Source organism: Alkalihalophilus pseudofirmus OF4 (assembly GCF_000005825.2).
GTDB classification, from domain to species: Bacteria; Bacillota; Bacilli; order Bacillales; family Bacillaceae_D; genus Alkalihalophilus; species Alkalihalophilus pseudofirmus.
The window spans coordinates 3,189,292-3,215,410 of record NC_013791.2 but is presented as its reverse complement, the minus strand read 5'-3'; the positions used below and the strand labels follow the sequence as shown (position 1 = coordinate 3,215,410).

At 40.7% G+C, this 26,119-nt stretch carries 27 protein-coding genes; 19 read left to right on the top strand and 8 right to left on the bottom strand.

The features are described from left to right. Positions 1 to 306: 306 nt before the first annotated feature. On the bottom strand, positions 307 to 783 hold the full coding sequence (locus BPOF4_RS16190) for a divergent PAP2 family protein (protein WP_012960290.1): 477 nt from the start codon (positions 781 to 783) through the stop codon (positions 307 to 309). Positions 784 to 1,056: 273 nt separating this feature from the next. Between BPOF4_RS16190 and BPOF4_RS16185 the strand changes: the two genes are divergently transcribed. The 4 genes from BPOF4_RS16185 (at position 1,057) to BPOF4_RS16170 (ending at position 5,865) form a co-directional block, all read left to right on the top strand. Then, entirely contained in the window at positions 1,057 to 2,556 is a 1,500-nt protein-coding gene (locus BPOF4_RS16185; RefSeq protein WP_012960289.1) for a leucyl aminopeptidase, read from the top strand. Between the two features lie 348 nt (positions 2,557 to 2,904). Then, positions 2,905 to 3,420 (top strand): TRAP transporter small permease, encoded by a 516-nt coding sequence (locus BPOF4_RS16180; RefSeq protein WP_012960288.1) that lies wholly within the window; start codon positions 2,905 to 2,907, stop codon positions 3,418 to 3,420. A gap of 31 nt (positions 3,421 to 3,451) precedes the next feature. Next, on the top strand, positions 3,452 to 4,729 hold the full coding sequence (locus tag BPOF4_RS16175; protein ID WP_012960287.1) for a TRAP transporter large permease: 1,278 nt from the start codon (positions 3,452 to 3,454) through the stop codon (positions 4,727 to 4,729). A gap of 62 nt (positions 4,730 to 4,791) precedes the next feature. After that, positions 4,792 to 5,865 (top strand): TRAP transporter substrate-binding protein, encoded by a 1,074-nt coding sequence (locus BPOF4_RS16170; RefSeq protein ID WP_012960286.1) that lies wholly within the window; start codon positions 4,792 to 4,794, stop codon positions 5,863 to 5,865. Between the two features lie 187 nt (positions 5,866 to 6,052). Here the strand turns inward: BPOF4_RS16170 and BPOF4_RS16165 are convergent, their stop codons facing one another. Further along, positions 6,053 to 6,544 (bottom strand): hypothetical protein, encoded by a 492-nt coding sequence (locus BPOF4_RS16165; RefSeq protein WP_012960285.1) that lies wholly within the window; start codon positions 6,542 to 6,544, stop codon positions 6,053 to 6,055. Between the two features lie 153 nt (positions 6,545 to 6,697). Between BPOF4_RS16165 and BPOF4_RS16160 the strand changes: the two genes are divergently transcribed. The 5 genes from BPOF4_RS16160 to BPOF4_RS16140 all read left to right on the top strand — a co-directional run bounded on the left by BPOF4_RS16160 (position 6,698) and on the right by BPOF4_RS16140 (position 11,207). Next, positions 6,698 to 7,891, top strand: a complete 1,194-nt coding sequence (locus tag BPOF4_RS16160; RefSeq protein WP_012960284.1) for a chromate transporter — start codon at positions 6,698 to 6,700, stop codon at positions 7,889 to 7,891. A gap of 102 nt (positions 7,892 to 7,993) precedes the next feature. After that, a complete protein-coding gene (locus BPOF4_RS16155; protein WP_012960283.1) occupies positions 7,994 to 8,938 on the top strand; it encodes a D-2-hydroxyacid dehydrogenase family protein in 945 nt (314 codons plus the stop codon). Positions 8,939 to 9,183: 245 nt separating this feature from the next. Then, on the top strand, positions 9,184 to 9,555 hold the full coding sequence (locus tag BPOF4_RS16150; protein ID WP_012960282.1) for a Na-translocating system protein MpsC family protein: 372 nt from the start codon (positions 9,184 to 9,186) through the stop codon (positions 9,553 to 9,555). Between the two features lie 113 nt (positions 9,556 to 9,668). Further along, the gene (locus tag BPOF4_RS16145) at positions 9,669 to 10,673 is read left to right on the top strand and encodes a sodium-dependent bicarbonate transport family permease (RefSeq protein WP_012960281.1); all 1,005 of its coding nucleotides are present in this window, start codon (positions 9,669 to 9,671) and stop codon (positions 10,671 to 10,673) included. A gap of 48 nt (positions 10,674 to 10,721) precedes the next feature. Then, positions 10,722 to 11,207, top strand: coding sequence for a carbonic anhydrase (locus BPOF4_RS16140; RefSeq protein ID WP_012960280.1), 486 nt, complete (start codon positions 10,722 to 10,724; stop codon positions 11,205 to 11,207). 517 nt (positions 11,208 to 11,724) lie between these two features. Here the strand turns inward: BPOF4_RS16140 and BPOF4_RS16130 are convergent. Beyond that, positions 11,725 to 12,888, bottom strand: a complete 1,164-nt coding sequence (locus tag BPOF4_RS16130; RefSeq protein ID WP_012960278.1) for an MFS transporter — start codon at positions 12,886 to 12,888, stop codon at positions 11,725 to 11,727. A 127-nt stretch (positions 12,889 to 13,015) separates the two neighbouring features. Between BPOF4_RS16130 and BPOF4_RS16125 the strand changes: the two genes are divergently transcribed. Next, entirely contained in the window at positions 13,016 to 13,774 is a 759-nt protein-coding gene (locus BPOF4_RS16125; protein ID WP_012960277.1) for a TrmB family transcriptional regulator, read from the top strand. A 153-nt stretch (positions 13,775 to 13,927) separates the two neighbouring features. Further along, positions 13,928 to 15,247 (top strand): Na+/H+ antiporter family protein, encoded by a 1,320-nt coding sequence (locus BPOF4_RS16120; RefSeq protein WP_012960276.1) that lies wholly within the window; start codon positions 13,928 to 13,930, stop codon positions 15,245 to 15,247. 41 nt (positions 15,248 to 15,288) lie between these two features. On the opposite strand, the gene BPOF4_RS16115 is transcribed toward BPOF4_RS16120, so the two are convergent. Further along, positions 15,289 to 15,888: a biotin transporter BioY gene (locus tag BPOF4_RS16115; protein ID WP_012960275.1), complete on the bottom strand. Its 600-nt coding sequence runs from the start codon at positions 15,886 to 15,888 to the stop codon at positions 15,289 to 15,291. 207 nt (positions 15,889 to 16,095) lie between these two features. On the opposite strand from BPOF4_RS16115, the gene BPOF4_RS16110 reads away from it, so the two are divergent. Then, on the top strand, positions 16,096 to 16,536 hold the full coding sequence (locus BPOF4_RS16110; protein WP_012960274.1) for an RDD family protein: 441 nt from the start codon (positions 16,096 to 16,098) through the stop codon (positions 16,534 to 16,536). A 47-nt stretch (positions 16,537 to 16,583) separates the two neighbouring features. Here the strand turns inward: BPOF4_RS16110 and BPOF4_RS16105 are convergent, their stop codons facing one another. After that, a complete protein-coding gene (locus BPOF4_RS16105) occupies positions 16,584 to 16,856 on the bottom strand; it encodes an HU family DNA-binding protein (RefSeq protein ID WP_012960273.1) in 273 nt (90 codons plus the stop codon). Between the two features lie 91 nt (positions 16,857 to 16,947). Beyond that, a complete protein-coding gene (locus tag BPOF4_RS16100; protein ID WP_012960272.1) occupies positions 16,948 to 17,778 on the bottom strand; it encodes a YihY/virulence factor BrkB family protein in 831 nt (276 codons plus the stop codon). Positions 17,779 to 17,963: 185 nt separating this feature from the next. On the opposite strand from BPOF4_RS16100, the gene BPOF4_RS16095 reads away from it, so the two are divergent. From BPOF4_RS16095 to bluB, 5 genes are all read left to right on the top strand, one after another. Then, complete coding sequence (locus BPOF4_RS16095; RefSeq protein WP_012960271.1) at positions 17,964 to 18,365, top strand: hypothetical protein; 402 nt, start codon at positions 17,964 to 17,966, stop codon at positions 18,363 to 18,365. Beyond that, a complete protein-coding gene (locus tag BPOF4_RS16090) occupies positions 18,362 to 18,781 on the top strand; it encodes a hypothetical protein (RefSeq protein WP_012960270.1) in 420 nt (139 codons plus the stop codon). The genes BPOF4_RS16095 and BPOF4_RS16090 overlap by 4 nt, the downstream gene beginning before the upstream one ends. 103 nt (positions 18,782 to 18,884) lie before the next feature. After that, the gene (locus BPOF4_RS16085) at positions 18,885 to 19,358 is read left to right on the top strand and encodes an S-ribosylhomocysteine lyase (RefSeq protein WP_012960269.1); all 474 of its coding nucleotides are present in this window, start codon (positions 18,885 to 18,887) and stop codon (positions 19,356 to 19,358) included. 125 nt (positions 19,359 to 19,483) lie between these two features. Further along, complete coding sequence (locus BPOF4_RS16080) at positions 19,484 to 21,169, top strand: glycoside hydrolase family 13 protein (RefSeq protein ID WP_012960268.1); 1,686 nt, start codon at positions 19,484 to 19,486, stop codon at positions 21,167 to 21,169. A gap of 149 nt (positions 21,170 to 21,318) precedes the next feature. Next, positions 21,319 to 21,966, top strand: a complete 648-nt coding sequence (gene bluB / locus BPOF4_RS16075; RefSeq protein WP_041823009.1) for a 5,6-dimethylbenzimidazole synthase — start codon at positions 21,319 to 21,321, stop codon at positions 21,964 to 21,966. Between the two features lie 60 nt (positions 21,967 to 22,026). On the opposite strand, the gene BPOF4_RS16070 is transcribed toward bluB, so the two are convergent. After that, positions 22,027 to 22,602: a cysteine hydrolase family protein gene (locus BPOF4_RS16070; RefSeq protein ID WP_012960266.1), complete on the bottom strand. Its 576-nt coding sequence runs from the start codon at positions 22,600 to 22,602 to the stop codon at positions 22,027 to 22,029. A gap of 131 nt (positions 22,603 to 22,733) precedes the next feature. On the opposite strand from BPOF4_RS16070, the gene BPOF4_RS16065 reads away from it, so the two are divergent. Together BPOF4_RS16065 and BPOF4_RS16060 are read left to right on the top strand one after the other, a co-directional pair. Continuing rightward, on the top strand, positions 22,734 to 23,228 hold the full coding sequence (locus BPOF4_RS16065; protein WP_012960265.1) for an Lrp/AsnC family transcriptional regulator: 495 nt from the start codon (positions 22,734 to 22,736) through the stop codon (positions 23,226 to 23,228). Beyond that, positions 23,225 to 24,397, top strand: a complete 1,173-nt coding sequence (locus tag BPOF4_RS16060) for an aminotransferase (RefSeq protein ID WP_012960264.1) — start codon at positions 23,225 to 23,227, stop codon at positions 24,395 to 24,397. The genes BPOF4_RS16065 and BPOF4_RS16060 overlap by 4 nt, the downstream gene beginning before the upstream one ends. A 569-nt stretch (positions 24,398 to 24,966) precedes the next feature. Here the strand turns inward: BPOF4_RS16060 and BPOF4_RS16050 are convergent. Then, the gene (locus tag BPOF4_RS16050) at positions 24,967 to 26,082 is read right to left on the bottom strand and encodes an IS4 family transposase (protein WP_012957436.1); all 1,116 of its coding nucleotides are present in this window, start codon (positions 26,080 to 26,082) and stop codon (positions 24,967 to 24,969) included. Positions 26,083 to 26,119: the final 37 nt, after the last annotated feature.

Here is a 26,119-nt window from a genome sequence, read left to right as displayed (position 1 = left end):
CATCCCGCAGGAGTCGAGTACCTTCCGCTCCAATCAACAGAGCGATAATGAGGTTGAACTGAGCCAAAATTAAATTTATCCTCATAACTTCTATACAAAGAAGTACCTTAGCGGATGAAATATATGTAGACTTCTGCAGGGACTAGAGCAGGAGTGAGATCCCGCAGGGCGAAAGCCCGAGGAAGCTCACTAGCTCCCTGCGAAAAGCGGAATATATTTCAGGAGCGGTGTATATGCGCGCTTCATCTTTTTTCGCATTGTTATTAAAACACTAAATGTCCAAACCTCTTACTCTTTAATTTTTTATTAATGGATCAAGGCATGTAGGATTAACGTTAGAATAATCCCGAGCAGGCCTCCAAAGAATACTTCAATTGGTTGATGACCTAATAATTCTTTTAATTCTTTACGCTTTTCGATTTCCTCTTTTTTAGGCCAGGACTTCACTTCTGAAACCAATTTATTAAAATCCGTTACCAGCTGGTTTAAAACCGTTGCGTGATAACCAGCATGTCTTCTCACCCCTGTTGCATCAAACATAACAATAATCCCAAAGATTGCTGCGACGGCAAAGATTGTGGAGTCCATCCCGTGTTCAATCGCTACGGCAGTTGAAAGAGCCGTAACTGCAGCCGAGTGAGAACTTGGCATGCCTCCTGTACTTGTAAACAGTGTCCAATCAAGCTTCCGCGTAGGGAGAAAGGCAAGAGGAATTTTAATGAATTGAGCAAAGAAAATAGCAAATAAAGCTGCCCAAAGCGGAAAATTATGAAAAATCTCCATGTAGACGTTCTTCCTTTCTATTGAGTCGAATGAGTCGAATGAGTCGAATCTATGAAAATACGAATTCACATGTAAGACAAGCAATTTGCTGCTTATTTGATCATGTGAATCTACGTAGCTGTCTAGTCAAATTGATTTCCATTATACCATACAATACCCGTTTCGTTCTGTTCTGAACATAGAAAGTTATGCTTCGAATATCGAAATATTTTGAAGATCGTGTATACTTAAGGTGGACATTATCAAAATGTAAAGCTGAAAGGGGTTTTAAAGATGTTTAATATACAGCAATCTTACGATCAAGCGGCAAAGCATGATGCCCTCATTATCGGGTTATTTGAAAAGAAACAGTTAACGAATACGGCTCAAGAAGTGGACGGATTTTTAGATGGTCAAATAACAACATTAAAGAAAAATAAGAAGATCTCAACAAAACGAGGTAAAGTTACACCGCTTTATACATTACAAAAGATTGAGTGTGATGTCATTTATATCGTTGGACTTGGCAAAGAAGAAGAATTGGACGCTGAAGGTCTGCGTGAAGTATTTGCTGCTGCAGGGAAGAAAGCGGGAAGTGACCGCTCAAAGAACATTGCTATTGATCTTGATAGCTTTCGCTCAGAGGCTGCTGAGCTTGAGGATTTGGCAGTGTTAGCAGGAGAATCATTAGCATTAAGTACATACCAAGTAGCGGATTATAAAGAAAAAACAAATGAAGTGGATGTGTCTATTGAAGAAGTAACATTCTATGCGGTTTCAGGAACAGAAGGGTTAGTGGAAGCAGCTGATTGCGGTTTTGCTTACGGAAAAGGGGCAAACCGTGCGCGTAAACTCATTAACATTCCAGGTAACCTGCTTACTCCGACTGAACTTGCTAAGGAGGCAAAAGAGTTAGCGGATCAGCATGGTTTTGAGTACGATGTGCTTGAGAAAGAAGACATGGAGAAACTTGGTATGGGCGCGCTTCTTGCGGTAGCAAAAGGAAGCGATGAACCGCCTAAAATGATTGTCTTAAAATATCAAGCGAAAGAGACATGGGATGATGTGTTAGGCTTTGTTGGAAAAGGCTTAACGTTTGATTCAGGTGGTATCTCAATTAAGCCTCGTGAAAATATGCATCAAATGAAAATGGACATGGGAGGAGCGGCAGCTGTTTTAGGCGCAATGGACATTATCGGTGAAATGAAGCCGGATGTAAATGTGTTAGCGGTCATTCCTTCCTCTGAGAATATGTTAAACGGTTCTGCACTGAAGCCAGGCGATGTTATCCGGGCAATGGATGGCAAAACGATCGAGGTTCGTAATACCGATGCAGAAGGACGCTTAATTCTAGCAGATGGAGTAGCTTATGCTAAGCAATTAGGAGCTACGAATTTAGTAGATGTAGCGACTCTTACAGGTGCTGTATTAATTGCACTAGGAGATTGTACGACAGGGGCAGTTACTAATAATGAGAGCTTTATGGAAGAAGTGTTAGAAGCATCTGTTGAAACAGGTGAGTGGATCTGGCGTCTGCCTAGCTATAAGCCGTATCGCGATATGTTGAAAACGAGCGATGTAGCAGATTTAAATAACGCCCCAGGCCGCTTAGCCGGCAGCATAACAGCAGGTTTGTTTATCGGTGAATTTGCGGGAGACACTCCTTGGGTTCACCTTGATATTGCAGGTACTGCTTGGAATTCAAAGCCAAATAACCTTTGCCCGCTCGGAGGCACAGGGGTGATGGCTAGAACGTTGGCACAGCTTGCTATGAACCGTGAAGAAATTGAATAAGATCGTTTTGGAGCACCTGCGTGATAGGTGCTCTTTTTTTATGCAGGAATAATAACTTTAAGAAAAGATATGAGATATATGTATTTTTATGGGACTAAATTCCTGTGTGAAGTTCTGAAATTCTGAATATTTAAGCGATGTGGCTAGTATATAGACAGATCATTCTGGTGACCTTTCGAGAACCTGTCTCATCCTATGACATCCGGAAATATACGTAGATATCACGTTTGTGGTGGAAACTTCTTTCCAGTATGATTTTTAGTAAGTGATTCTTTTTTATTCTTTTTCAAGTTTTTACATGCTGATTTAACTTGTTTAAACACTTATTTAGAAAGGGGGAAATTTTGCTTGAACGTCATTCGAAAGCTTGATTACGGGTTGATGAAGCTAGAAGAATATATTCTTAGTTATTCCATTATCATTATAGCCGTTATGGTTGTAGGAAATGTTTTAAGCCGTTCGATCTTTGGGAGCAGCTGGTCCTTTGCCAATGAAGTAAGTCAAATGGCGGTAATTATCGCAACGTTTATCGGCATCAGCTACGCAGCTAGAAAAGGCCGCCATATCAGCATGTCAGCATTTTTTGATCTAGCTCCGTATCCTATTAGAAAAGGGCTTGCGATCTTTATTCCTGCCGTTACAGCAGTTATTCTTTTTATCTTAGCCTATTATTCATACGGGTATTTCTTATCTGTTCACGGAACTGGGCGTGTGACGACATCCATGCAAATGCCAGTTTATATGATGGCCATCTTTTTACCAATCGGCTTTACATTAGGAGGCATCCAGTTTTTACGAAATATGTGGATTAATATAAAAGAAAAAGATGTGTACTTAGCACAAGATAAAAAAGATTACTCGTAATCAATAACAAAATAGATTGTGAGGAACGTACATGGTAGCAACAATGTTAACAGTTATGATCGTTTTGCTGGCACTTGGGTTTCCGATGATGATCCCAATGCTTGCCGCTTCTGTTGTTGTCATCCTCTTTTTCATGCCGAATGTTGATCCGATTTTTCTGGTACAACAAATGATGGAGGGTATTTCCTCTTATGTGCTATTAGCGGTTCCGTTGTTTATCTTTGCAGCAGACATTATGTCTACAGGAAAAACATCGAAACGGCTATTAGATTTTGTTGGTTCCTTTGTCGGACATGTTCGAGGAGGGTATGCCATAACAACGGCAGCCGCTTGTACACTTTTTGGATCGATTTCAGGTTCTACTCAAGCAACAGTTGTAGCAATCGGTAAACCAATGAGAAAGCGGCTATTATCAGTAGGTTACAAAGATTCCAGTGCCATCGCTTTAATTATTAATGCAAGTGATGTGGCGTTATTGATTCCGCCAAGTATTGGGATGATTATATACGCACTAGCAGCACCGAATGTATCTGTTGGCGACTTGTTTATCGCAGGTATAGGTCCTGGTGTCTTAATCTTCTTAATGTTCGCTATTTACAGCTACATCCATGCGAAAATATTCAATATTCCACTTGGAGAAAAAATGAGCTGGAGAGACCGCGGGAAAACGACAGTGCGTGCATTGTTTCCGCTCGGATTCCCAGTCATTATTGTCGGGGGTATTTATTTCGGTCATTTCAGTCCAACAGAGGCAGCAGGGATTTCAGTTTTATATGCCTTGATCTTAGAAGTGCTTATTTTCCGTTCGATCAAGGTGTTTGATATTCCAAAAATTGCTCTATCTACTGGACTCGTAACAGCAGCGGTCTTTATCTTGGTAGCAGCAGGGCAGGCGTTTTCTTGGTTGATTTCATACGCAAGAATTCCAAGACTATTAACAGAGACAGTTATTCCTGCTGATCCGACTGCGCTTCAAGTTTTATTAATTGTGGCGATCTTCTTCTTTATCGGCTGTATGTTTGTCGATCCAATCGTTGTTATTTTAATCTTGACTCCGATCTTCTATCCGGTTGCTGTTCAAGCCGGTGTCGATCCTGTTCATCTTGGAGTAGTGATTACGTTCCAAGCGGCGCTAGGTTCAGCTACCCCGCCATTTGGAGTTGATATCTTTACGGCGAGTGCCGTCTTTAATAAGTCATACTTAGATGTTATTAGAGGGACTCCGCCATACATTATTATGCTATTGATCGCATCCGTGCTGATTATACTATTTGAGGATATATCACTCTTCCTTCTTAGGTTTATGTGATGATCCTTTCAAAATAGAATTTGTTTCAATAGGTTTAATAGATTAAAAACAGGGGGTATTCGATGTTTTTTAAAAAGAGAAAAGTACTAACAGGCGCAATGGCAGCAGCACTTGCAGTAGGTCTTGCAGCATGTGGAAGTGACGGTGCTTCAACTGAGGGCGACAACGGAGCTAGCGGTGGGGAAACGTATGACTGGCGCTTTGTCGTAGAGGAAACAGAAGGACAGGTACAATATGAGTACGCACAAGAATTTGCTGAGCGTTTAAACGAAAAGACAGATGGCCAAGTAAATATTGATGTGTACGATTTCGGTTCATTAGGCAGTGAAGTAGACCAAGTTGAAGGCGTCCAGCAAGGGATGTTTGAAATGGGAATTATTTCTCCAGGATTCACTGGCGGCTTAGTAGCTGAAGGGCAAGTGTTCTCATTGCAATTCTTGTTCCCAGATGACCAAGAAGTCACACAAGAAATTTTAAATACTAGTGAAGCGTTAAACACACATTTAGTCGAATTATATGAAGCGCAAAACCTTAAGCCGCTTGCATTTATGTCAGAAGGGGCAATGCAGTGGACAGGGAACCGTGAATTACGTACACCAGAAGACTTTAACGGCTTCAAAATGCGTACACAAAGTTCACCTTTAATGCTTGAAACATACGGCGCTTACGGTGCAGATCCATCTCCGCTTAGCTGGTCAGAGCTTTATGTATCGCTTGATCGAGGGGTAGTGGACGGACAGGAAAATCCAATTTTCTTTATCGAGGATGCGTCCTTCCATGAGGTTCAAGATCATATGACAATCTCAAACCATAACACGTATGTAGCAATGGTGACGATTAACCCTGGTATCTACAATGATCTGCCTGAAGATATCCGCACAGCATTAGATGAGACGGTAGAAGAAATGCGTGACCGTGGATTTGAAATTCAAGACCAGCTAAACGAAGAGCTGCTTGATTCGATTGTCAATGATACGGATAACCCAACAGAAGTGATTGAGCTGACTGAAGAAGAGCGTGCAGAGTTCCGTGAGCTGCAGCTGCCAATTCGTGATTTCTTCCGCGATGAAATCATCGGTGATGAAGGCCGCGAGATGTTTGACCTTCTACTAGAAGAAATTGCTGAGCACGAATAAAAACAAATAGGAAGGGCTCGTCTGCTAGGTGAGTAGGGTGCGATTCTGATTGAACTGCAATTGTATCTTTTCAGACCATTTATGCGTCAGAGACAAATTCAATTGCGTGTATTCATCGCCTTATTGCGTCCTTTCCAATATGAACAAAAGCTGTCCTGCGATACGCGGGACAGCTTTTGTAATGTTGTTAGCTGGTGGGGGTGCTCATGAATCCGATAATCATTAAGCAAACTGTAATAAGTCCTGTTGCGATGGTTGAGAAGACAATCAGCTTTTTCATCAAAGGTATGTCATAGAAGTTTCTCGTCAATTCATCAATCACGAAAAAGCCAAATGCTGCGAAGACGGCAATATACCCTAAATTTGCATCCCATAACCCAAATAAAGCAACGAGCGCGATATGAACAGCAAGGGAAATGCCTCCTCGCACAATGGAATTCGTGTATTTACGGCTAATAAACTCGGCAAGCACGGATACAGGCAGCAGATAAAAGAGAATTCCCGTTACAGCGAATAAAGAAGCAAAAAACCAGGCTTCATAAAACGTTTGAAACATGTCCCAAGAGCTGATGTAGGTAGACCCAAAGAGAATAACAAAGAAGCTAGTAAGAATAGCGACTAGAACTTTACGTAATATCATGACTGTTTTCCTTCCTTTATGAAACAATAATAGTTTCATCGTACCATCCTCCATATAGACAGACAATGGAAGGAAGCAAGGAGTAAAAAAATCGACATTGTTAAGTCTGTGTAAAGGTTTCTTGGTGAAATTGAGATCTGACCTGTGTAATGATAAATTAAAGGAAGGATAAATCAACTAGAGGAGACAAAGATGGCACAAACAAAAGAAATGAGCTTTAAAACACTCATTGAACTTTTAATCATTTCTACAAGACTGGGTCTTACATCATTTGGCGGTCCCGTTGCGCACTTAGGGTATTTTCATCAAGAGTACGTGCGAAAGCGTAAGTGGATGGACGAATCAAGCTATGCAGATCTTGTAGCACTGGCACAGTTTTTACCGGGACCAGCCAGCAGTCAGGTCGGCATAGGGATCGGTGTGATGCGAGCAGGAGTGATAGGAGGAATCGTTTCATTTATCGGGTTTACGCTGCCTTCTGTTATTGTTTTAATCGTGTTTGCCCTGCTTGTTCAAACGTTTGATGCAGGCGATGCTGGATGGATTCACGGGTTGAAAATTGTTGCTGTTGTCGTGGTGGCTCACGCAATTTTAGGGATGGCTAAAAATTTAACGCCCGATGTGAAACGCAAAACAATCGCTTTAGCAGCCCTGATGGGTACGCTTTTGTGGCAAACAGCGTTTACACAAGTGGGAGTTATCCTGCTAGCAGCAATGGCCGGGTACATGTTGTATAAGAACCATGATAACGTAGACCAGGTGAAAATGAACTTTCCGATCAGCAAGCGTTTTGCCTCGGTTTGTTTAACTATATTTTTTGGGCTGTTAATTCTTCTTCCTATAGTAAGAGAGATGACAGCTTACAACTGGGTAGCGATGTTTGACAGCTTTTATCGTGCAGGCTCCCTAGTTTTCGGCGGTGGTCATGTTGTCTTGCCGCTGTTAGAGCGTGAATTTGTTCCCACTGGCTGGATAAGTGAAGAAGCCTTTCTTGCAGGATACGGGGCAGCACAAGCCGTACCAGGTCCTTTATTTACATTTGCTGCTTACCTTGGAGCTGTGATAAACGGATGGCAGGGCGGACTGCTTGCGACTGCTGCTATATTCTTGCCGGCTTTTCTATTAATCTTAGGAGCTCTACCTTTTTGGGATGCGCTGCGCCGTCATGATAAAGTGAGAGGAGCATTAATGGGAGTAAATGCGGCTGTAGTCGGGATCTTAATCTCAGCATTTTATCACCCGATCTTTACAAGCTCCATTTTATCTCCTGTTGACTTTGCATTCGCTGCTTTATTATTTACGATGCTTGTTTATTACAAATGGGCACCGTGGATTATCGTATTAACGGGTGCAATAGGCGGACTAATCTTATCTTTCATAGTTTAGTCCTGGAAGCTGTCTCGTATGGAGACGGCTTCTTTTTTTATAGAAGGAATTTGCGAGTCTGTTATGGAAATAATTTGTATGAAGAAATAGAAAGTAGGAGACATGATGAAGCTTGTTATATTAGACGATTATGAGCGCACCACTGATCGAATATCTTTTGAACAGCTTTCTTTAGCAAATGTAAACGTAGAAATCTTTTATGATCAGGCAGAGGGAGATGAATTAGTAAATCGTATCCGGAACGCAGAAATCATAATCCCGATTCGAGAACGCACCCACTTTACACGAGAGCTTTTTCTCCAACTGCCAAATCTTATGCTGATAGCACAAACTGGCTCTGGGACGGCTCATATTGATAAAGGGGCAGCAGAGGAGCAAGAAATCGAGATTCTCACTACACCGGGAGGATCTCAAGCTGTGACGGAGCTTGTATTTGGATTGATGATTGCTCATGCTAGACAAATTCTTCAGCTTAATCAAGAGACGAAACAAAATAAGTGGTCGAATGCTATGGGGACAGGCTTAGCTGGCAAGACGTTAGGTGTGGTTGGTTTAGGCAAGATCGGCGCTCGGGTAGCAGGTATTGCAAAAGTGTTCGGCATGAGAGTAATTGCTTGGGGTCCTCGTTTAACAGAGGAAAGAGCCTTTCTACATGATGTTGAATATGTAGAGTTGGAGCAATTGTTTTCTCAATCAGACTTTCTTTCAGTGCACGTGAGATTGGTCCCAGAAACAAAGAATCTAATCAAAGCTGAACATTTTAAAATGATGAAAAGAAGTGCGTTTTTTATGAATACATCACGAGGAGAAATTGTGGATGAAGAAGCACTCGTTCAAGCTTTAGAGGAGAAACAAATAGCGGGGGCAGGCATTGACGTATTTACTCAAGAACCGCTTAAGGCCAAGCATCCGCTTACCGAACTAGACAATGTGATTCTTACCCCGCATATCGGATGGAAGACAGATTCGACGTTTGAAATGTTCTTAAACAAAGCGTTAGATAATGTAACAACATTTCTTAAGGATAAAGCAAAAACAATAAACTAATTATTAAAAAAATGATTGACACAAGGGAATGAAAAACGTAAGATGAATTTAACTTAATAACCGAGAGATTTTTGTTTTAACTTCGATTAGAAGAGAGGCTTTAGCAGGCAGTTAATGAATATTGGCTGAATGAAGAAGCAGCTTGTTTGAGAGAAGGAAAAATAGGTATAAATCGGTATATTTCTTAATGGGAGGGGACTCTATTGGGGAATATACCGTTTTTTGTTTGCAGAGGAGAGAGAAAAATGGTTTCTAAAACAAAAGGAAGCATGGAAGCTGAAATAAGCAAGGTGTTAACACAGTGGGAAAAAGACTATCTTGGGCGAGGGTCTGTATCTGTGAAAACAGACATTTTGCGAGATATGATTATCGTTAATTTACTCGGAGTTTTAACGCCAGCAGAGCACTCGTTAAGTAAAACAAAAGAGGGTATGCTCTCGATTAAGAGAATAAGGGCCGATTTAATTGAGTCGGGAAAAGATGGATTAATTGACATTATCTCTTCCATTACTGGTGAAGAAGTGAAAAGTTTTCACACCGATGTCAGCACTACTACAGGTGAGAGAATTATGGTTTTTAAGCTTACAGCTAACCTTGAAAAGAAAGCAGCAAAGTAAATAGGTGGGAGATCATTCAAAAACCGAGAAGGTAGTTGAAGATAAACCGACAATGATCAGGACTAAATCCTGTAGTTGTCGGTTTTTTTTGATTAATCAAAAGGAGGAAGAGGATGCAAGAAATTATGTTGGAGAATTTATTATCGCCTGTCGTTTTGTTTTTTGTATTAGGCATTATTGCAGCCATATGTAAATCAGACTTAAAGTTCCCGCCTGCGCTAAGTGAAGCATTAAGTATTTACCTTCTGATAGCAATCGGGATAAAAGGGGGAATAGAGCTATCTCGTTATTCTATTCAAGATGTGTTAGCACCAATAGCGGCCGTTTTATTCTTGGGAACAATTATCCCTGTTTTAATCCTCGTCTTATTGCGGCTCACTCATTTAGATTTAGATAATTCAATTGGATTAGCAGCCACGTATGGTTCTGTGAGTATTGTTACATACGGGGCGGCCATCTCCTTTTTAGATAAGGTTGGCACGTCTTACGAAGGGTTCATGAATGCCTTAGTCGTATTGATGGAAAGTCCAGCTATATTAGTCTCACTCGTCTTACTAAAGCTGGTTGAAAAAAATAAACAAATAGCACCTGTTTCTCAGCGAACTTTAGGTATTGTCTCCACTTCTCATTTATTTGATAAAGAAGTCCTGAGAGAAAGTATTTTCGGCAAAAGCATTCTTCTATTATTAGGCAGTCTGCTTATCGGTCTGTTTTTAGGGGAGCGTGCCATTCCAATGATCAAGCCGCTTTTTATGGATTTATATAGCAGTGTACTGATCTTATTTTTATTGAATATGGGCTTGGTTGCGGGTGAACGCATTAAAGAAGTAAGAGAATTTGGTTGGAAACTTTTAATCTTTGGCCTCGTCTCTCCTGTTTTATTTGGACTTTTAGGGGTTTTGGCAGGTACAATTGCAGGCCTCTCGCTTGGAGGAGCTACGTTAATGGGAGTGTTGGCCGGAAGTGCTTCTTATATAGCTGCTCCAGCTGCTCTGAAAACATCCGTTCCAAAAGCAAACCCATCGATCTATCTAGGGCTGGCATTAGGAATTACATTTCCTTTTAACTTAATTGTTGGAATACCGCTCTACTTTGAACTAGCAAAGTGGATGCAATAAATATATGAAATTTGAACAATATGCTATCTAATATAGGGGGTAAAACAAATGGAAAAGAAAACAGCAGGTAAAAAGACCTTAATTATTACTAGTCTAGAAGGAAATCAGTCATTGTGGCTTTCCTCTGTTTTAAAGAAACCGCTGGATGAATTGCTCTTTATCCACTCATATGGCAGTTTTATTTCTCAGTCGTATGGCTGCATTATCCGCAGTATTATCATGGCGGCTTATTATGAAAATGTTGAAGATGTATATGTCATAGGGGTTGAAGGAGACAAACAGAGTAACATTCACAGAGAGGATCTTCTGTTGAAAATGGAGGAAGCGGGAGTCTCCGGAAATACACTCCATACACTTGATTACATTAGAGTGGTGGAAAAGGATATCATCTCTTGGTTAACCGGACCTGAAGATATGAAAGAGGTCATTAAGAAAAATATAGCGCTTATCGAACGTCACCCCTTAATGCCAAAGACAATCAATGTTCAGGGATTTATTACTGCTAAAGGGGCAAATACATTAAAAGCAATCTAATGAATAAGGGGCTGGAACAAAATTAAAGTAACTTATGGGAATTTGAATAGTGCAGGTGCGCTCTATGTGCCGCTCCTGAACTATACTTCGCTTTCCATGGGAAGCTGCTGAGCCTCCTCGGGCTTATGCCTTGTGGGGTCTCAGCTTTGCTTTAGTACTCATAGGTGTCTCCACATATTTCATCCGCTAAGTTATATTTTTGGAGGATGTTATTTGGAGGATTTAATTTATGGCGCGCAAAGTTCAAATGAATATCGGACTGAGCTACCACTTGTTACACTTCAAATTTCCGAAGCATTTTCTGCTAGTAATGAGGGAGTAACTAAACAACCTACGCGCTCCGTTGATTGTAGCGGAAGGGACTCGACTCCTGCGGGAAGTGCATGGCCAGGGAAGACCCCACAGGAGCGGAGTGACGAGGAGGCTTCCGGACCGCCCGCGGAAAGCGAGTACCTGCAGCGGAAATCAACAACTACTGTAGGGGGACTTTTTCATGACCTGTCTCAACCTCCTATACTTATGCAGCAGTTGATAAAGCTTTTTCTTTTCGTTTTACCATCGACATGATCACCACGCCTAACGAGAAGAGAACGAATACGCCTCCGACTGTTGCGTTCATTTCTACCGTTGACTGCTCAATCACAATACCGCCGATCATTGAACCTGCAGCAATTCCAAAGTGAAGAGCAGAGTTGTTCAAACTTTGTTGAATATCAGATGTTTCTGGGGCTGTTTCAATTAAGTAGCTTTGAATTGCTGGAGTAATCGCCCAGCTTAACATGCTCCAAACGACCATCACAACTAAGAACAGCGGCAGAATTGATGTTGTGTATGGAATTGTGAAAATAGAAACAGCAAAAACAATGATTACCCCCACAATCGTAGGCTTTGTCCCAAAACGGTCAGCAAGCATTCCGCCAACACCGCCCCCGATGATTGCTGCCACACCGAAGATTAAATACATCATACTAATCCAAGTCCCGTCCATTCCCATCGTCATACGTAAAAATGGAGTCAGGTACGCATAAAGCGTTAAATGACCAGCTAAGAATAGAAACGATGTTAACTGTATGAGTAAAATCTTTCTATTTTTTAATGTTTGCAATTGCTTTTTAATCGATAGTGCTGGTTTTGGCTCGATTTTGTCCATTAAGAAATAAACACCGATAAACGAGAGAGCAGTTAAGGCCGTAATCATGATAAATGGTGCTCTCCAGCCAAATGCATTTCCAAGCATAAGACCAGCAGGTACTCCAAGTACGAGTGATGCACTAATTCCCATGAAAACAATCCCAATCGCACGTGCTCTAAACTCTTCAGACACGATGTTTGAGGCGATCGTGACACATAGAGCAATTAAAAGAGCCCCGCTCATGGCAGAGATGATCCGTGCCACTAAAAGCATCGCATACCCAGAACTTAAAACAGCTAAAAGATTGGCAAAGAAAAACACGACCAACGCAATTAGCGTCAGTTTCTTTCTTTCCATTGTAGCTGTCGCCGTCAATAAGATCGGTCCAAAGACAGCAAAGACTAATGAGAAAATAGAAATGAGCATCCCGACTTGACCTAGTGTTACTCCAAGATCAAATGCAACGAGATCTAGGATGCCTCCCAATATAAGTTCTACTAAACCTACGATAAAAGAAACAATCGTTAATAAATAAACTCGTTTATCCATAAAAACACCTCTTTAATTAGTTACCACTAGAAGGGTAACACTAAAAGGTGGATGGCACAAGGAGAAATTTTATGATTATGTTTCCTGTGCTATGATTAAGACAAGGATAAATAAAGGAGAATGCAGCATGCTTCAACAATTTGGATTTACACAATATGAAAGCCAAGTGTATACGTCACTTATCACAGTGAACCAGCCGTTAGATGCTACGGCGATCGTGAAGCGCTCAAGTGTTCCAAGGTCAAAAGTATATGAAGTTCTTCAGCGTCTCTCAGATAAAGGAATGATTCTAGAAGCTACAGTTGAGAAGAAACGCTTATATACAGCGCTTCCGTTAGAATCAGTTATTGAAAAATTAAAAGCAGATTTTGAGGAGAATATTGAACAACTTAAAAAGATTGAAGTGGAAGATGTACCGCTTGATGACCGTATTTGGAGCTTGAAGGAAAACCAATCGATTCAATCCTTAATCAAGGAACTAACGGAAGGCGCAGAGCGTTCGATTTATCTATCTGCATGGGGCGATGACCTGAATCAATTTCTTCCAATATTAGAAGAGAAAGATCGACAAGGGCTCGACATTCATATTCATGCGATTGGAGAAATTGAGACAAGTATTAAAGCCGTGTCCACTCTTATTCCTGATCAGAATCATAATACGCTAGAACGCAGCAGGATTTTAATTGTCGATCAAAGAGAAATGCTCTTTGCAGGGATTGAAGAGTCGAGCTGGCAAGCGATCCGTACCCAATCACCGCCTTTAGTAAAATTCTTCACGGAATTTTTCTATCATGATGTGGCATTGACGAAAATTACAAAACGGTATAAAGAGACAATTATGAAAGACGAGGAAATTAAAGATATATTGCTGAAATTACGTTACTAACAACACTTGGATAAAGAGCCAAGTGTTTTTTTTCTTTAGTCCTTTATCACACGAAAGAAAGTCATTGACAATGAGGTTCGTAGAATGATAGTGTATATGTATGTTTTAGTTCATTAGTGATTTAATAAGATAAAGGATTAGGAGTTGATTTCGATGAATGCTGTATTACTCGCAGTCATCGTGATGCTTGTACTTAGTTTGGTACGTGTACACGTGGTGCTTGCCTTAATCATTGGAGCACTTGTAGGTGGATTTGTAGGCGGACTTGGACTTGAGCAGACGGTGGCAGTATTTAGTGATGGGTTAGGAGGAAGTGCCACTGTTGCATTAAGTTATGCTTTACTTGGAGCGTTTGCAGTCGCTATTGCAAGAACAGGTCTTCCTGATATGATGGTCAACACAGTAATTAAGCTTGTGGGACGTAATGGAGATACAGAGAAACAGATATTATCTAAAGCACTTATTTTCTTTTCTATTCTTGTCATTTCTTGTTTCTCTCAAAACGTGATTCCAATTCATATTGCGTTTATTCCGATTTTAATCCCGCCGATCTTAAAAGTGCTTAATCGTCTAGGAGTAGATCGCCGGGCCATTGCTGCAATCATGACATTTGGTTTAACAGCACCTTATATATTCCTGCCTTATGGCTTCGGTGCGATCTTCCACGGAATTGTAGCGGATAATATGGCAGAGAGCGGTTTAGCGATCGAGCTTGGCGATATTCCGGTGGCTATGGCGATCCCAACTGCAGGGCTTGTTCTAGGGCTGATTGTAGCGGTATTTGTAACATATCGTAAACGTCGTTTGTATGAAGACCGTCCGATTATTGGGGAGGCTTCAGAACAAACTCCTTATACTACATGGTCGATTACAGCAGCCATTATCGCTGTTGTGGCTACCTTAGTCGTTCAGCAAGTAACGGAATCTATGATTATTGCTGGATTAGCTGGTATTGTGATTTTATTAGTCAGCGGCGTTCTGAAATGGAGAGAAGCTGATGATGTTGTTACAAATGGTATGAAGATGATGGCATTCATTGGGTTCGTCATGCTTGCCGCATCAGGGTTTGCAGCGGTTATTCGTGAAACCGGTCATGTTGAGCTATTAGTGGATCAAGTTTCAGGAATCCTTGGAGATAGTAAAGCTGTTGCTGCCATTCTTATGTTAGTGGTTGGATTATTCATCACAATGGGAATCGGTTCTTCATTCTCAACGGTCCCTATTATTGCAACTCTGTTTGTACCGCTTGGTATGGCAGTAGGTTTCAGTCCAATGGCGATTATTGCTTTAATTGGTACAGCAGGGGCATTGGGTGATGCCGGAGCACCTGCATCAGATAGTACGCTTGGACCAACGGCTGGTTTAAATGCTGATGGACAGCATAACCACATTTGGGATACATGCGTACCGACATTCCTTCACTTTAATATTCCGCTATTAATCTTTGGATTTGCAGCGGCAATGATTTTATAAGCAGAAGAACCCCCTCAAACGAACTTGAGGGGGTCTTCGCTTTATGAAGCTAGCTTTCGTTGAAGGGGGTTCGCGTTTTTATTAACCGTGTGATAAATACGAGAAGCTAGAACAGCTGCGAAAATTGTAAAGATGATATCTTTTACAAGAGGTGCAACCATCCATGACCAAGCCATACCGTAAGTGATCGCATCTAGGTCTGCAATAAATTGATAAGCGAAGTACATATAATTCGTTCCGAGAACATAATTTATCGTAAGACCCACAAAGCATGCAACCATAAATGTTGAAACGGATTTCTTGCTGCTTCTCTCAATGATTTTACCAACGACAAAAGCTAGAATGATAAAAGATAATAAAAATCCAAACGTAGGGCTGACAAGAGAACCTAAGCCTCCGCGAAATTGGGCGAAAACAGGGAAGCCAGCTAGTCCAATCAGGACATAAATCATCATAGCTAGAGCACCGCGTCTTGAGCCTAAGAGAGCACCGGCTAATGTCGCAAACAGTGTCTGCAGCGTGATAGGTACCCCGCCAATCACTAAGAAGGATGTAACGTTTGCACCGATCGCCATTAAGGCTGCAAACATTGGGATAAGGACCAGTTCAATAGTAGAAAAATAGCGTTTACGACTTGACATATGTTCACCTCATGTTAGTAATTAGTTAACATTAGAATAATCTGAACATTGTTTTTTGTCAACTAGATTAAACGTCTTGTTAACAATGTTTGTGATAGTTTGGGAGAGTGAATAGTGATATAATGGAAAATGTTTGACTAATGTTTATCATATGGTTAACGTACTTATGAATAATAAAAGAGGTAAGAGAAGAAAGGGGAAGTCTATATGGTGAAACAACCCGCGGGATTTTGGATCCGTTTTGGAGCTTCTATTTTAGATGGATTGTTATTAGGACTTGTTACATTTATCATTTCAATGGCTTTGAATTTTAATGAGGATGGGCAGTTAATTTTTGATTCGGTTGTTCAGTTAGCCTATCTGCTGATTCTTCCTGTCTTATGGTACGGCTATACGTTAGGGAAGAAGGTATGCGGAATTCGTATTGTGAGAATGGACGGCAGCAACGTTGGATTCGGTACGATGCTTCTTCGCGTGCTCGTAGCAGGTTTTGTGTATGTGATTACACTAGGGATTGCCTATGTTGTATCGGCATTTATGGTCGGCTTACGTAAAGATAAACGTAGTATTCACGATATGATTGCGAATACGTATGTAACGTATGAGAAGCCAGTAGAAAATGAAAATCCATATCAAACCGAAGCATAAAATAAAAGCATGAACCTAATTGGGTTCATGCTTTTTATTTACATTAATTACTTAACAGCATCTTTCAGTTGTTTACCAGCTTTGAATGCCGGTGTTTTTGTTGCAGGAATATCAATTTCTTCACCAGTTTGCGGATTGCGCCCTTTTCTTGCAGCACGTTCACGCACTTCAAAGTTTCCAAAACCGATCAATTGAACGGTCTCGCCTTTTGACATTGTTTCTGAAATCACATCAAATACTTCATTTACTGCGTTCCCTGCATCTTTTTTAGATAATTGCGTACGTTCAGCAACTTCATTAATAAGTTCTGTTTTATTCATTATTCCCAACTCCTTTAAATATCTTCGTCCTGCCAATCTGATACAAGCATTGACCGTTTTCAGACTTTTATACATGAATTTAGTGAAATGGCTATAAATTCTCTGCTTTCGCCCGTTTTTGGTGAAAAATTGTCGCATTGATCTCTCCGCCGACGATGATAATCAGACCGGTTAAGAAAAACCAAAGCATTAGGATAATGACTCCGCCTAAACTTCCATAGGTTGCTGAGTAGTTACCAAAGTTAGTCACGTAATAGGAAAAAAGCAGAGAGATGATTTGCCACCCTATAGTAGCACTTAATGCCCCAATTATGACTTGTTTAAACTTCAATTTTACATTTGGCGCTGCCCAATATAAAAACATAAGAACAAGAGTCATAAGCCCGATCCCTATAATCCACCTTAATACGTTTAAGAATTCAGCAGTCTCGGGTGGTACGGCAAACAAGTATTCCATTCCATTAATAATTAATTTACCAAACACCGGCAAAAGGAGGGTCGTTACCACCACAAAAATCATGCATAACGTAAGCAGGATGGAAAGCAATCGCAGTGACAGGAAATTCCTTGTTTCCTCAATGCCATAAGCGCGGTTTACAGCGCGAATGAGGGCATTTACTCCATTTGATGCTGACCACATGGCTGCGATTACCCCAAATGAGACTAAACCGCCTTGAGGGTGGCTGATCACTTCAAGAATCGTATTCCCAAACAAATCGGCTAAATCGCTTGGCACATAATCATATAAGATTTGATACACTTGATCAATATTTAATTGAAAGTATGGCAAAAGGGCGATCATAAAAATCAGCAATGGGAAAATAGATAACATGAAGTAATAGGCAAATGTAGCTGACCAATCTGGGATGGGATCCGTTTTTAATTGTTCCATAAAATGCTTCATAAACGAGTTCTTTTTCATTGATTAATCCTCTCTGTAACTGATTAGGACAAGCTTTTATACAGTGAACATTATTCGTTCAATTAGTATTCATTATTCCCTTGCTTATTACCCGCTCAAACTATTGTATAATAAGAAGTTGGTAATGATGATTGACCTTCAGATCATTTATTCACTCGACATTCAATTAAAAGGGGAGAAGATTAATGAGCCGTACAAAGTTTTTATTAAGAACATCTGCCATTTATGCGTTGATCGGAACGTTTATGGGTTCACATATGGCCGGAGCAGGGTCGATGATGTTAAGAGCGATTCATGCTCATATTTTAGTAGTCGGCTGGCTTTCGCTGTTTGCTTTTGCAATTTTTTACCGGGTATACCCTATCCCAAAGCAGTCTAAATTAGCCGCTGCCCAAGTATGGACTGCATTTATTGGTGCTTTTGGACTGACAGCAGGCATGTACATTTACTACATGAAGCCAGACTTTATACCAGAGATCGTGCAGTTATTATTCTATATTATCGGCGGAACAGTCCTAGTGGTAAGCTTTATTTTATTTGCTGTTATGACGTTTGTACACAGTAAAGGGATGACGGATAAGGAATGAAGACATTTATAGCAGAAGAACCCAAGATTCTCTGGACGATTCTATTTTTTATGGCGATGACTTATGCGTATGCTCTAGAAGGTAATATTCAGTACTTTGCTTATGCAGCGATGGCTGTAAGCTTTCTAGCATTAACCACTCGTTATCATCTAACGGTAGAAGAAGATAGACTTGTAATGATAATAAAAGTAGCTGGTGTGAAGGTTCGGACGAAACAATTGCAAGCAATGGAGATTACAAATGTCCATCAAATTATTGCAGGATCGAAAGTCATTTTCATTGTTACGGGCAAGTCAGGTCAGCAGATGAAAATTCATCGTTTTAAGCCGCATTCATTTGAACAAGAGGTTAGTGAGTTTGTTGATCGTAATGAATTACAAATCAAACAGACGGTCACAAAGGAACGGAAACAATAGTCATATAATCAGAAAATTCTCGTAAATGTTTAGACTTCTCACTCTGCATTCGTTATACTGTAGTCAACTGCTAGATTAAAGCAAATGACAAGGAGTGATCAGTGTGCCGACTGTAGAGAGTTTTGAGTTAGACCATACAATTGTAAAAGCACCTTTTGTCAGACATTGTGGGCGTCATGACGTTGGAACTGACGGGGAAATTAATAAATTTGATATCCGTTTTTTTCAGCCTAATAAGCAAGCGATGAAGCCTAATGTCATCCATACGATGGAGCATTTACTTGCGCTGAATGTTCGCCGCTTTGCCGAAGACTATGACCATTTTGATGTGATTGACCTCTCACCAATGGGCTGTCAAACAGGTTTCTACTTAATTATGAGCGGGGCGCCTTCGGTTGATGAGATTATTGATGTTCTTGAGAAAACGATGAAGTATTCTATTGAACTTGAAGAGGTCCCGGCTGCGACTGAGAAGCAGTGCGGACAAGCGAAGCTTCATGATCTAAAAGGTGCAAAGAAACTGATGGAATACTGGTTAGAACAGGATAAAGCAAGCTTGCGTGAAGTATTTTCTTAAGTGATGAAGAGCATGGGGAGAACCTCATGCTCTTTTTCGTGCCGGTTGAATCTGTTAGCAATAATCGATAAAATGGCAGGATGAAATACATACTAATCTAGAATAAACAAAAAGCAGGTGCAGAAATGGACAAACAATGGTGGAAAGAAAGTGTCGTTTATCAAATCTATCCGCGCAGCTTTTATGACAGCAACGGGGACGGAATAGGAGATATTAAAGGAATCATTTCGAAGCTTGATTATCTAACTGAACTCGGGATTAATGTTGTCTGGCTTTCACCGGTATATGAATCGCCTAATGATGATAACGGCTATGATATTAGTGACTACAAAGCAATTATGGATGACTTCGGCACAATGGAAGACTGGGATCAATTATTAGATGAAATGCATAAACGCGGTATTAAGCTTGTCATGGATTTAGTCGTAAATCACACATCTGATGAGCATCACTGGTTTGCAGAATCTCGCTCATCTAAAGACAACCCTTACCGTGATTACTATATTTGGCGGCCGGGAAAAGGGGATGAACCTCCGACTGATTGGATTGCCTCTTTCGGCGGTTCAGCGTGGGAATATGATAAAAAGACAGATGAGTATTTCTTGCATATGTTCTCAAGAAAGCAGCCTGATCTAAATTGGGAAAATGAACAGGTGCGTCAAGATGTATATGAGATGATGCGTTTTTGGCTTGATAAGGGTGTGGATGGTTTTCGAATGGATGTCATAAATATGATCTCCAAAAAAGAAATTCTGCCAAGTTGTGATGCGTATCAAAAAGGGGACGCTGAAGCTGAGGCGTATCAATTTAATCTGCCAGGGGTTCATGATTACTTACGTGAAATGAATGAGGAAGTATTATCTAAGTACGATATTATGACAGTTGGAGAATGTCCGAAAGTCACTCCAGAAGAAGCAATTAAATATACAGCTGTCGAGCGTCAAGAGTTAAATATGGTCTTTCAGTTTGAACATATGGGCCTTGATAAACATAAGGGCAGACCAAAGTGGGAATTGAAGGAACTGGAATTACGTGATTTAAAAAATAATCTTTCCAAATGGCAAGAGGAGTTAGCGAATTCTGGGTGGAACAGCTTATATTGGAGCAACCATGATCAGCCCCGAACTGTCTCTCGTTTTGGGGATGACACCCACTATCACAGAGAGTCTGCAACGATGCTTGCTACGCTCCTTCATATGATGAAAGGGACGCCGTACATCTATCAAGGCGAAGAGATTGGCATGACCAATATCCATTTTGATTCGATTGAAGACTATCGTGATATTGAAACGCTGAATCATTACCGCGAAATGGTTGAAGAAAAAGGGATGAGGCCTGTGGATATAATGCCAGCCATATATGTGAAAAGCCGTGACAATGCACGTACGCCAATGCAGTGGAGTGCTGAAGAAAAGGCTGGATTTACAACAGGCACGCCTTGGATCGACGTAAACCCAAATTATCAAAACATAAATGTGGAGCAGGCATTAGAAGACAAGGATTCTATTTTCCACTATTACAAGAAGCTGATCCAATTAAGAAGACAGCATGAAGTCATTGTTTATGGAAAGTATCAACTGCTTGATGCCGATCATCCGTCTGTATTTGCCTATGAAAGGGAGCTAAACGGCGACCAACTTATTGTCATCTGTAATTTTTACGGTGAAGAGACAACGTTTGATTTAGGAAATAGAAAGGCAGCAGAAGTGGTCATTAGTAATTACGCAAACGAGCTGCCAGCAAGTGATGAAATTAAACTTAGACCATATGAAGCCATTGTTTACCGGTTAGATAATAACTCTCGCATGTAATGCGAGGGTTTTCATTTTGAATAAAAAAAGCTAGCTCAAAGATCCATTTGATCATAGAATAGAAGTAATGATTATTTGTGGAAATATAGAAAGCAAGGGGGAGTTTTATCGTGTCTAATAATGATAAGTCTAATAAGGATATAAATGAAATGTTTAACCAAGAAGAAAAAGATTCAATTTATAAAGTAATAGCAACTCGCCGTGACGTAAGAACATTCTTGTCTGCTCCAGTAGAAGAGGAGAAAATTCAACGGATCATTGAGGCTGGACATCAAGGTCCATCCGTTGGCTTTATGCAGCCTTGGAACTTTGTAGTTGTACAAAGTGATGAAGTGAAAGAAAAGCTTGCTTGGGCGGCTGATAAAGAGCGCCGTGCGCTGGCTATTCATTATGAGAATAAAGATGATCGCCATCAAAAATTCTTATCCCTTAAAATTGAGGGGTTAAAGCAAGCACCTGTGACGATCTGCGTGACATGTGACCCGACTCGAGGCGGCTCTCACGTACTTGGCCGTAACTCTATTCCAGAGACCGATATTCTCTCAACTGCCTGTGCGATTCAGAATATGTGGCTTGCTGCGACCGCAGAAGGTCTTGCTCTAGGGTGGGTAAGCTTCTATAAAAAGAATGATATTCGCGATATTCTTAATATCCCGCCTCATATTGAGCCTATTGCTCTATTGTCCATTGGATATACCGACAACTATCCGGACAAACCGATTCTTCAGTCTTCTGGCTGGGAAAAGCGCCGAGAGCTGGATAGTCTGATTTTTAATGAGAAATGGGATTCAAAATAAAAGTAGAGAAAGCCTGTCATATTTGTAATGGCAGGCTTTCTCTTTTATCTAAAAATAATCCTATTTAAGCGGCAAATCCAAATCAACGGACGGTGTTATATCAGCTTTCGCCACATTTTGCATCAGGTGAAGAGCTTCCGTATTCGCTTCTGCTGTATTAGATCCAGAGCAGTCGCTTGGTACATATATTTTGTAGTCATGCATATAAGCATCATTCGCTGTAAAGAGTACACACATATTACCCGCAACTCCAGTTAGGATAAGGGTATCCACATTTAAATGTTCCAATAGTAGATTTAGAGGTGTTGCAAAAAAGCCTGAGAACTTAGGCTTTAAGACGAAATAATCCTTCTCTTCGTCAGGATGGAGGATTTCAACAATAGGACGGCCCTTTACATCGTGTTCAAGGCAGTGAGCAACTAAATGTCTGAAATCAGATTGCCATTTTCCGTAATTATCGTTGACGTAAATGACAGGAATATGAGCTTCGTTTGCTCTCTTTTTAAGAGCTGCGATGTTTTTGGCAACAGGCATAGCATGTTTGATTAACAGCTCCGAATCCTCAAATTCAAAGTCGCTGATCATATCTATAATTAAAAGAGCTGTTCGGTTATTTGATGAATTAGATAGTTCCATTTATACAAGCACTCCTTTGTGTAGATTTATTCAGAATTTTATGTGAAAAACGTATCGAAAAATAGCTAATATGTTATGATAAACAAAATTGAACCAATCCATGCGCTATAAGCGAAAGGAGATAGAGAGAGATGGAGAGTAAAGCAATTGATATTTTGCATATTATAGAAGAAAATGGCCGTGTTTCCATACCGACCTTAGCTAAGATGGTAGACGCTTCTGAAGAAGAAGTAAAGGGGCTCTTGAAGAAGCTTGAGGATGATCACATTATTTTAAGCTACTCTGCGGTAATTGACTGGAGCAAAGTGGATCAAAATGAAGGGGTCACGGCGATGATCGATGTTAAGGTGACTCCCCAGCGCGGAGTAGGTTTTGATCAAGTAGCGGAGCGGATTTATCGTTTTCCTGAAGTGAAAGCTTTGTACTTAATGTCTGGTGCGTATGATTTATCGGTAGTTATTGAAGGGAAAACGATGTCTGAGATTGCACGCTTTGTTTCAGAGAAGCTTTCAACTGTAGATTCTGTTTTATCCACAACAACGCATTTTCAGCTGAAGAAATATAAACATGATGGCGTGGTCTTTGGAGAAGGAGAAGAAGATCGCCGAATTGTGGTGGCACCATGACAACCAAACAAGTAAACAAACGTTTATCTAAAAAAGTGCAATCCATCCAGCCATCAGGCATAAGACGATTTTTCGACCTTGCATCAAGTATGGATAATATCATTTCACTTGGTGTTGGGGAGCCTGATTTTGTGACACCCTGGAACGTACGTGAAGCAAGTATTTCTTCGATGGAGCGCGGTTTCACTGCTTACTCAGCCAATGCGGGCATCATTGAATTAAGAGAAGCAATCTCTAATTATATGACTTCTCGCTTCTCTGTTGATTACGATCCTGAATCAGAGATCCTGGTAACTGTAGGGGCAAGTGAAGCCATCGATGTCGGGATGAGGGCGATATTAGATGAAGGCGATGAAGTCATTGTAGTCGAGCCGAGTTTCGTATCGTATGCGCCTTTAGTATCGATGGCAGGCGGGGTGCCTGTGGCAGTAGGGACGAATATTGATACTGATTTTAAAGTGACCGCAGCTCAAATCGAGGCTGTCATCACAGACCGAACGAAAGCTATGATGCTCTGTTTCCCAAATAATCCTACGGGATCAACGATGAATAAAGAGGAATTAAAAGAGATAGCCGAGCTGGCTGAACGTCATGATTTATTAGTTTTCTCAGATGAGATCTATGCCGAATTAACCTATGACGAAGAGCATGTGGCCTTTTCGAGCCTTGAAGGAATGAAAGAGAGAACGGTCATCATTTCAGGGTTTTCAAAAGCATTTGCCATGACAGGATGGCGTCTTGGCTTTGTATGTGCCCCAAAAGACTTGCTTAGTGCAATGCTGAAAATCCACCAATACAGCCTTATGTGTGCCCCGACGATGGCACAGTACGGGGCGCTAGAGGCACTGAAGACCGGTATGGATGATGTCTACCGCATGAAGCAGTCCTATAAGCAGCGTCGTAATTATTTTGTTAAATCTTTTTCTGAAATTGGATTGGAATGTCACACGCCAGGCGGTGCCTTCTATGCTTTCCCGTCGATTGAAAAAACAGGCCTAACATCTGAACAGTTTGCAGAAAAGCTTTTGCTAGAAGAGCGAGTTGCTGTTGTTCCTGGACATGTTTTCGGTGAAGGCGGCGAGGGGCATATTCGTTGCTCCTATGCAACGTCTATGGAAAATCTCGAACTGTCGGTTGAGCGGATCGGCCGGTTTTTAAAACAGTTTTAAGCTGATAGGAGCTGTGTAATAGGTGAGGTCTTGAACAATGATAAGTTTTCAGGATGTTTATGCGTCTGTTACAAAGCTGATTGCGCTCCTTACTCGCGCAATTGCGTCGGTTAAAGGTTTCTTTGCGTCTTTCTCAACTAATTGCTTCAAGGCACAGCGGAATTGTATCTTTTTAGAGAGTAATTGCACCGTTTCACTAGCCAAAGCAACGTATCTACATCAGAAGAGCTGCTCCTCACTTTTAGAGGAGCTGCTCCTCACTTTTAGAGGAGCAGCTCTTTAACATAAAAAAAGGAGGCAAGAGCATGGCGCTCTTGCCTCAATTATGGGGGAATACGATTGTAATACCTAGTATGACCAATCGGGCACACTTTAAACGTCTCAAACTAAAAAAATATTAAATTTGTTTTCCACTAGTGTTGCATAAAACCCTATAATTATAGTAAGAATATTCTGTCTATATTTCACTCTGGTAAATGAGCTAAAAAGACAATCCAAAGCGAGAGGTGGCACTGACCATTTGGTAAAAATATACATTTAATACTTAAGCAACATCGACTAGTACATGTTTACGGACTTCCTCTTTGCTCAATGAACCTGAACCATGTTCTTGCTGGTCTCCACATAGTTGCCTTGAGCCATCGGGTAATCCGTAATAATGTAGGTTTTCCTTTGGCTTCAAGTTGAACGAGTACATTGAGGCAATACGTAATTAACGCAAGGAAAATTTGATTGTGTACAGCTTGTTCGCTGTATCCAAAAAATGTTTTGATTTCGACGTGCTGCTTTAACCATTTGAAAAATAACTCTATTGCCCATCTTGAACGGTATAGATCGCCTATTTCTTCCGCTTTTAAGTCAAAGCGATTCGTGATTAAACGTATTGGATTCCCTTTGGAATCAACTGTTTCAAGGATTCGAAATACATTTTCAGTACGCTTTTGTGTTGTACCGATGTACGCTATTTTATCCGTTGTAATCGGACTTCCTTCAGGTAAAGAATAGGATTCAACCTCTCTTATGACGGCATTCTTTTTCAGTCTTGAGAGAAAAAAGATTCCTTCATCAAAGTAGCGATCAAACCGTTGATAGTCGATATATCCACGATCAAACACATACATGGCATCTTTGTCATCAACGAGAATCTCCAATTGATTCCGATCGTGTTCAACGGCATTTGTGATAACCGCTTTATCAGGATAGACCGTATCTTGATCGACAAAAACTAATCTAAGATGAAGTTTGACACCACCCTTGCTCTTCCGAAATGTAGCCCAGTTACAACGGGTGAGATTTAGCGGCAGGGTGCTTGAATCAATAATTTTTAAAGGAAATGGTGACTGATATTGGTTGGTTTTCATCTGAATCTGCCGAACTAATTCAAGAAAGACGATGGAAAACAGCGATGAATCTATAGCCCTGTTTTTACGAGAAAGCTGAGAAACACTGATTGATTTGATCCCCAGTTCTTTCTGTAAGTTTTCATCGGCTAGTTCTGCATTCAACGCATGAAGGCTTTCCACTTGTTTCAAGTGTGCATAGAGAAATAGTTTTGTAAAAGAGGACGTTGATAATTTCTTCTTATACTTATCTAGTCCATCTTTTTTTACTTGTTCATCAAAAAGTTTCATATTTATGGGTGCAACCCATTTACCAAATGAAGATAATCGTGTATTCTTGTCCATAGCGGATATCCTTTACGTTGGATTTGGGCAGGAACCA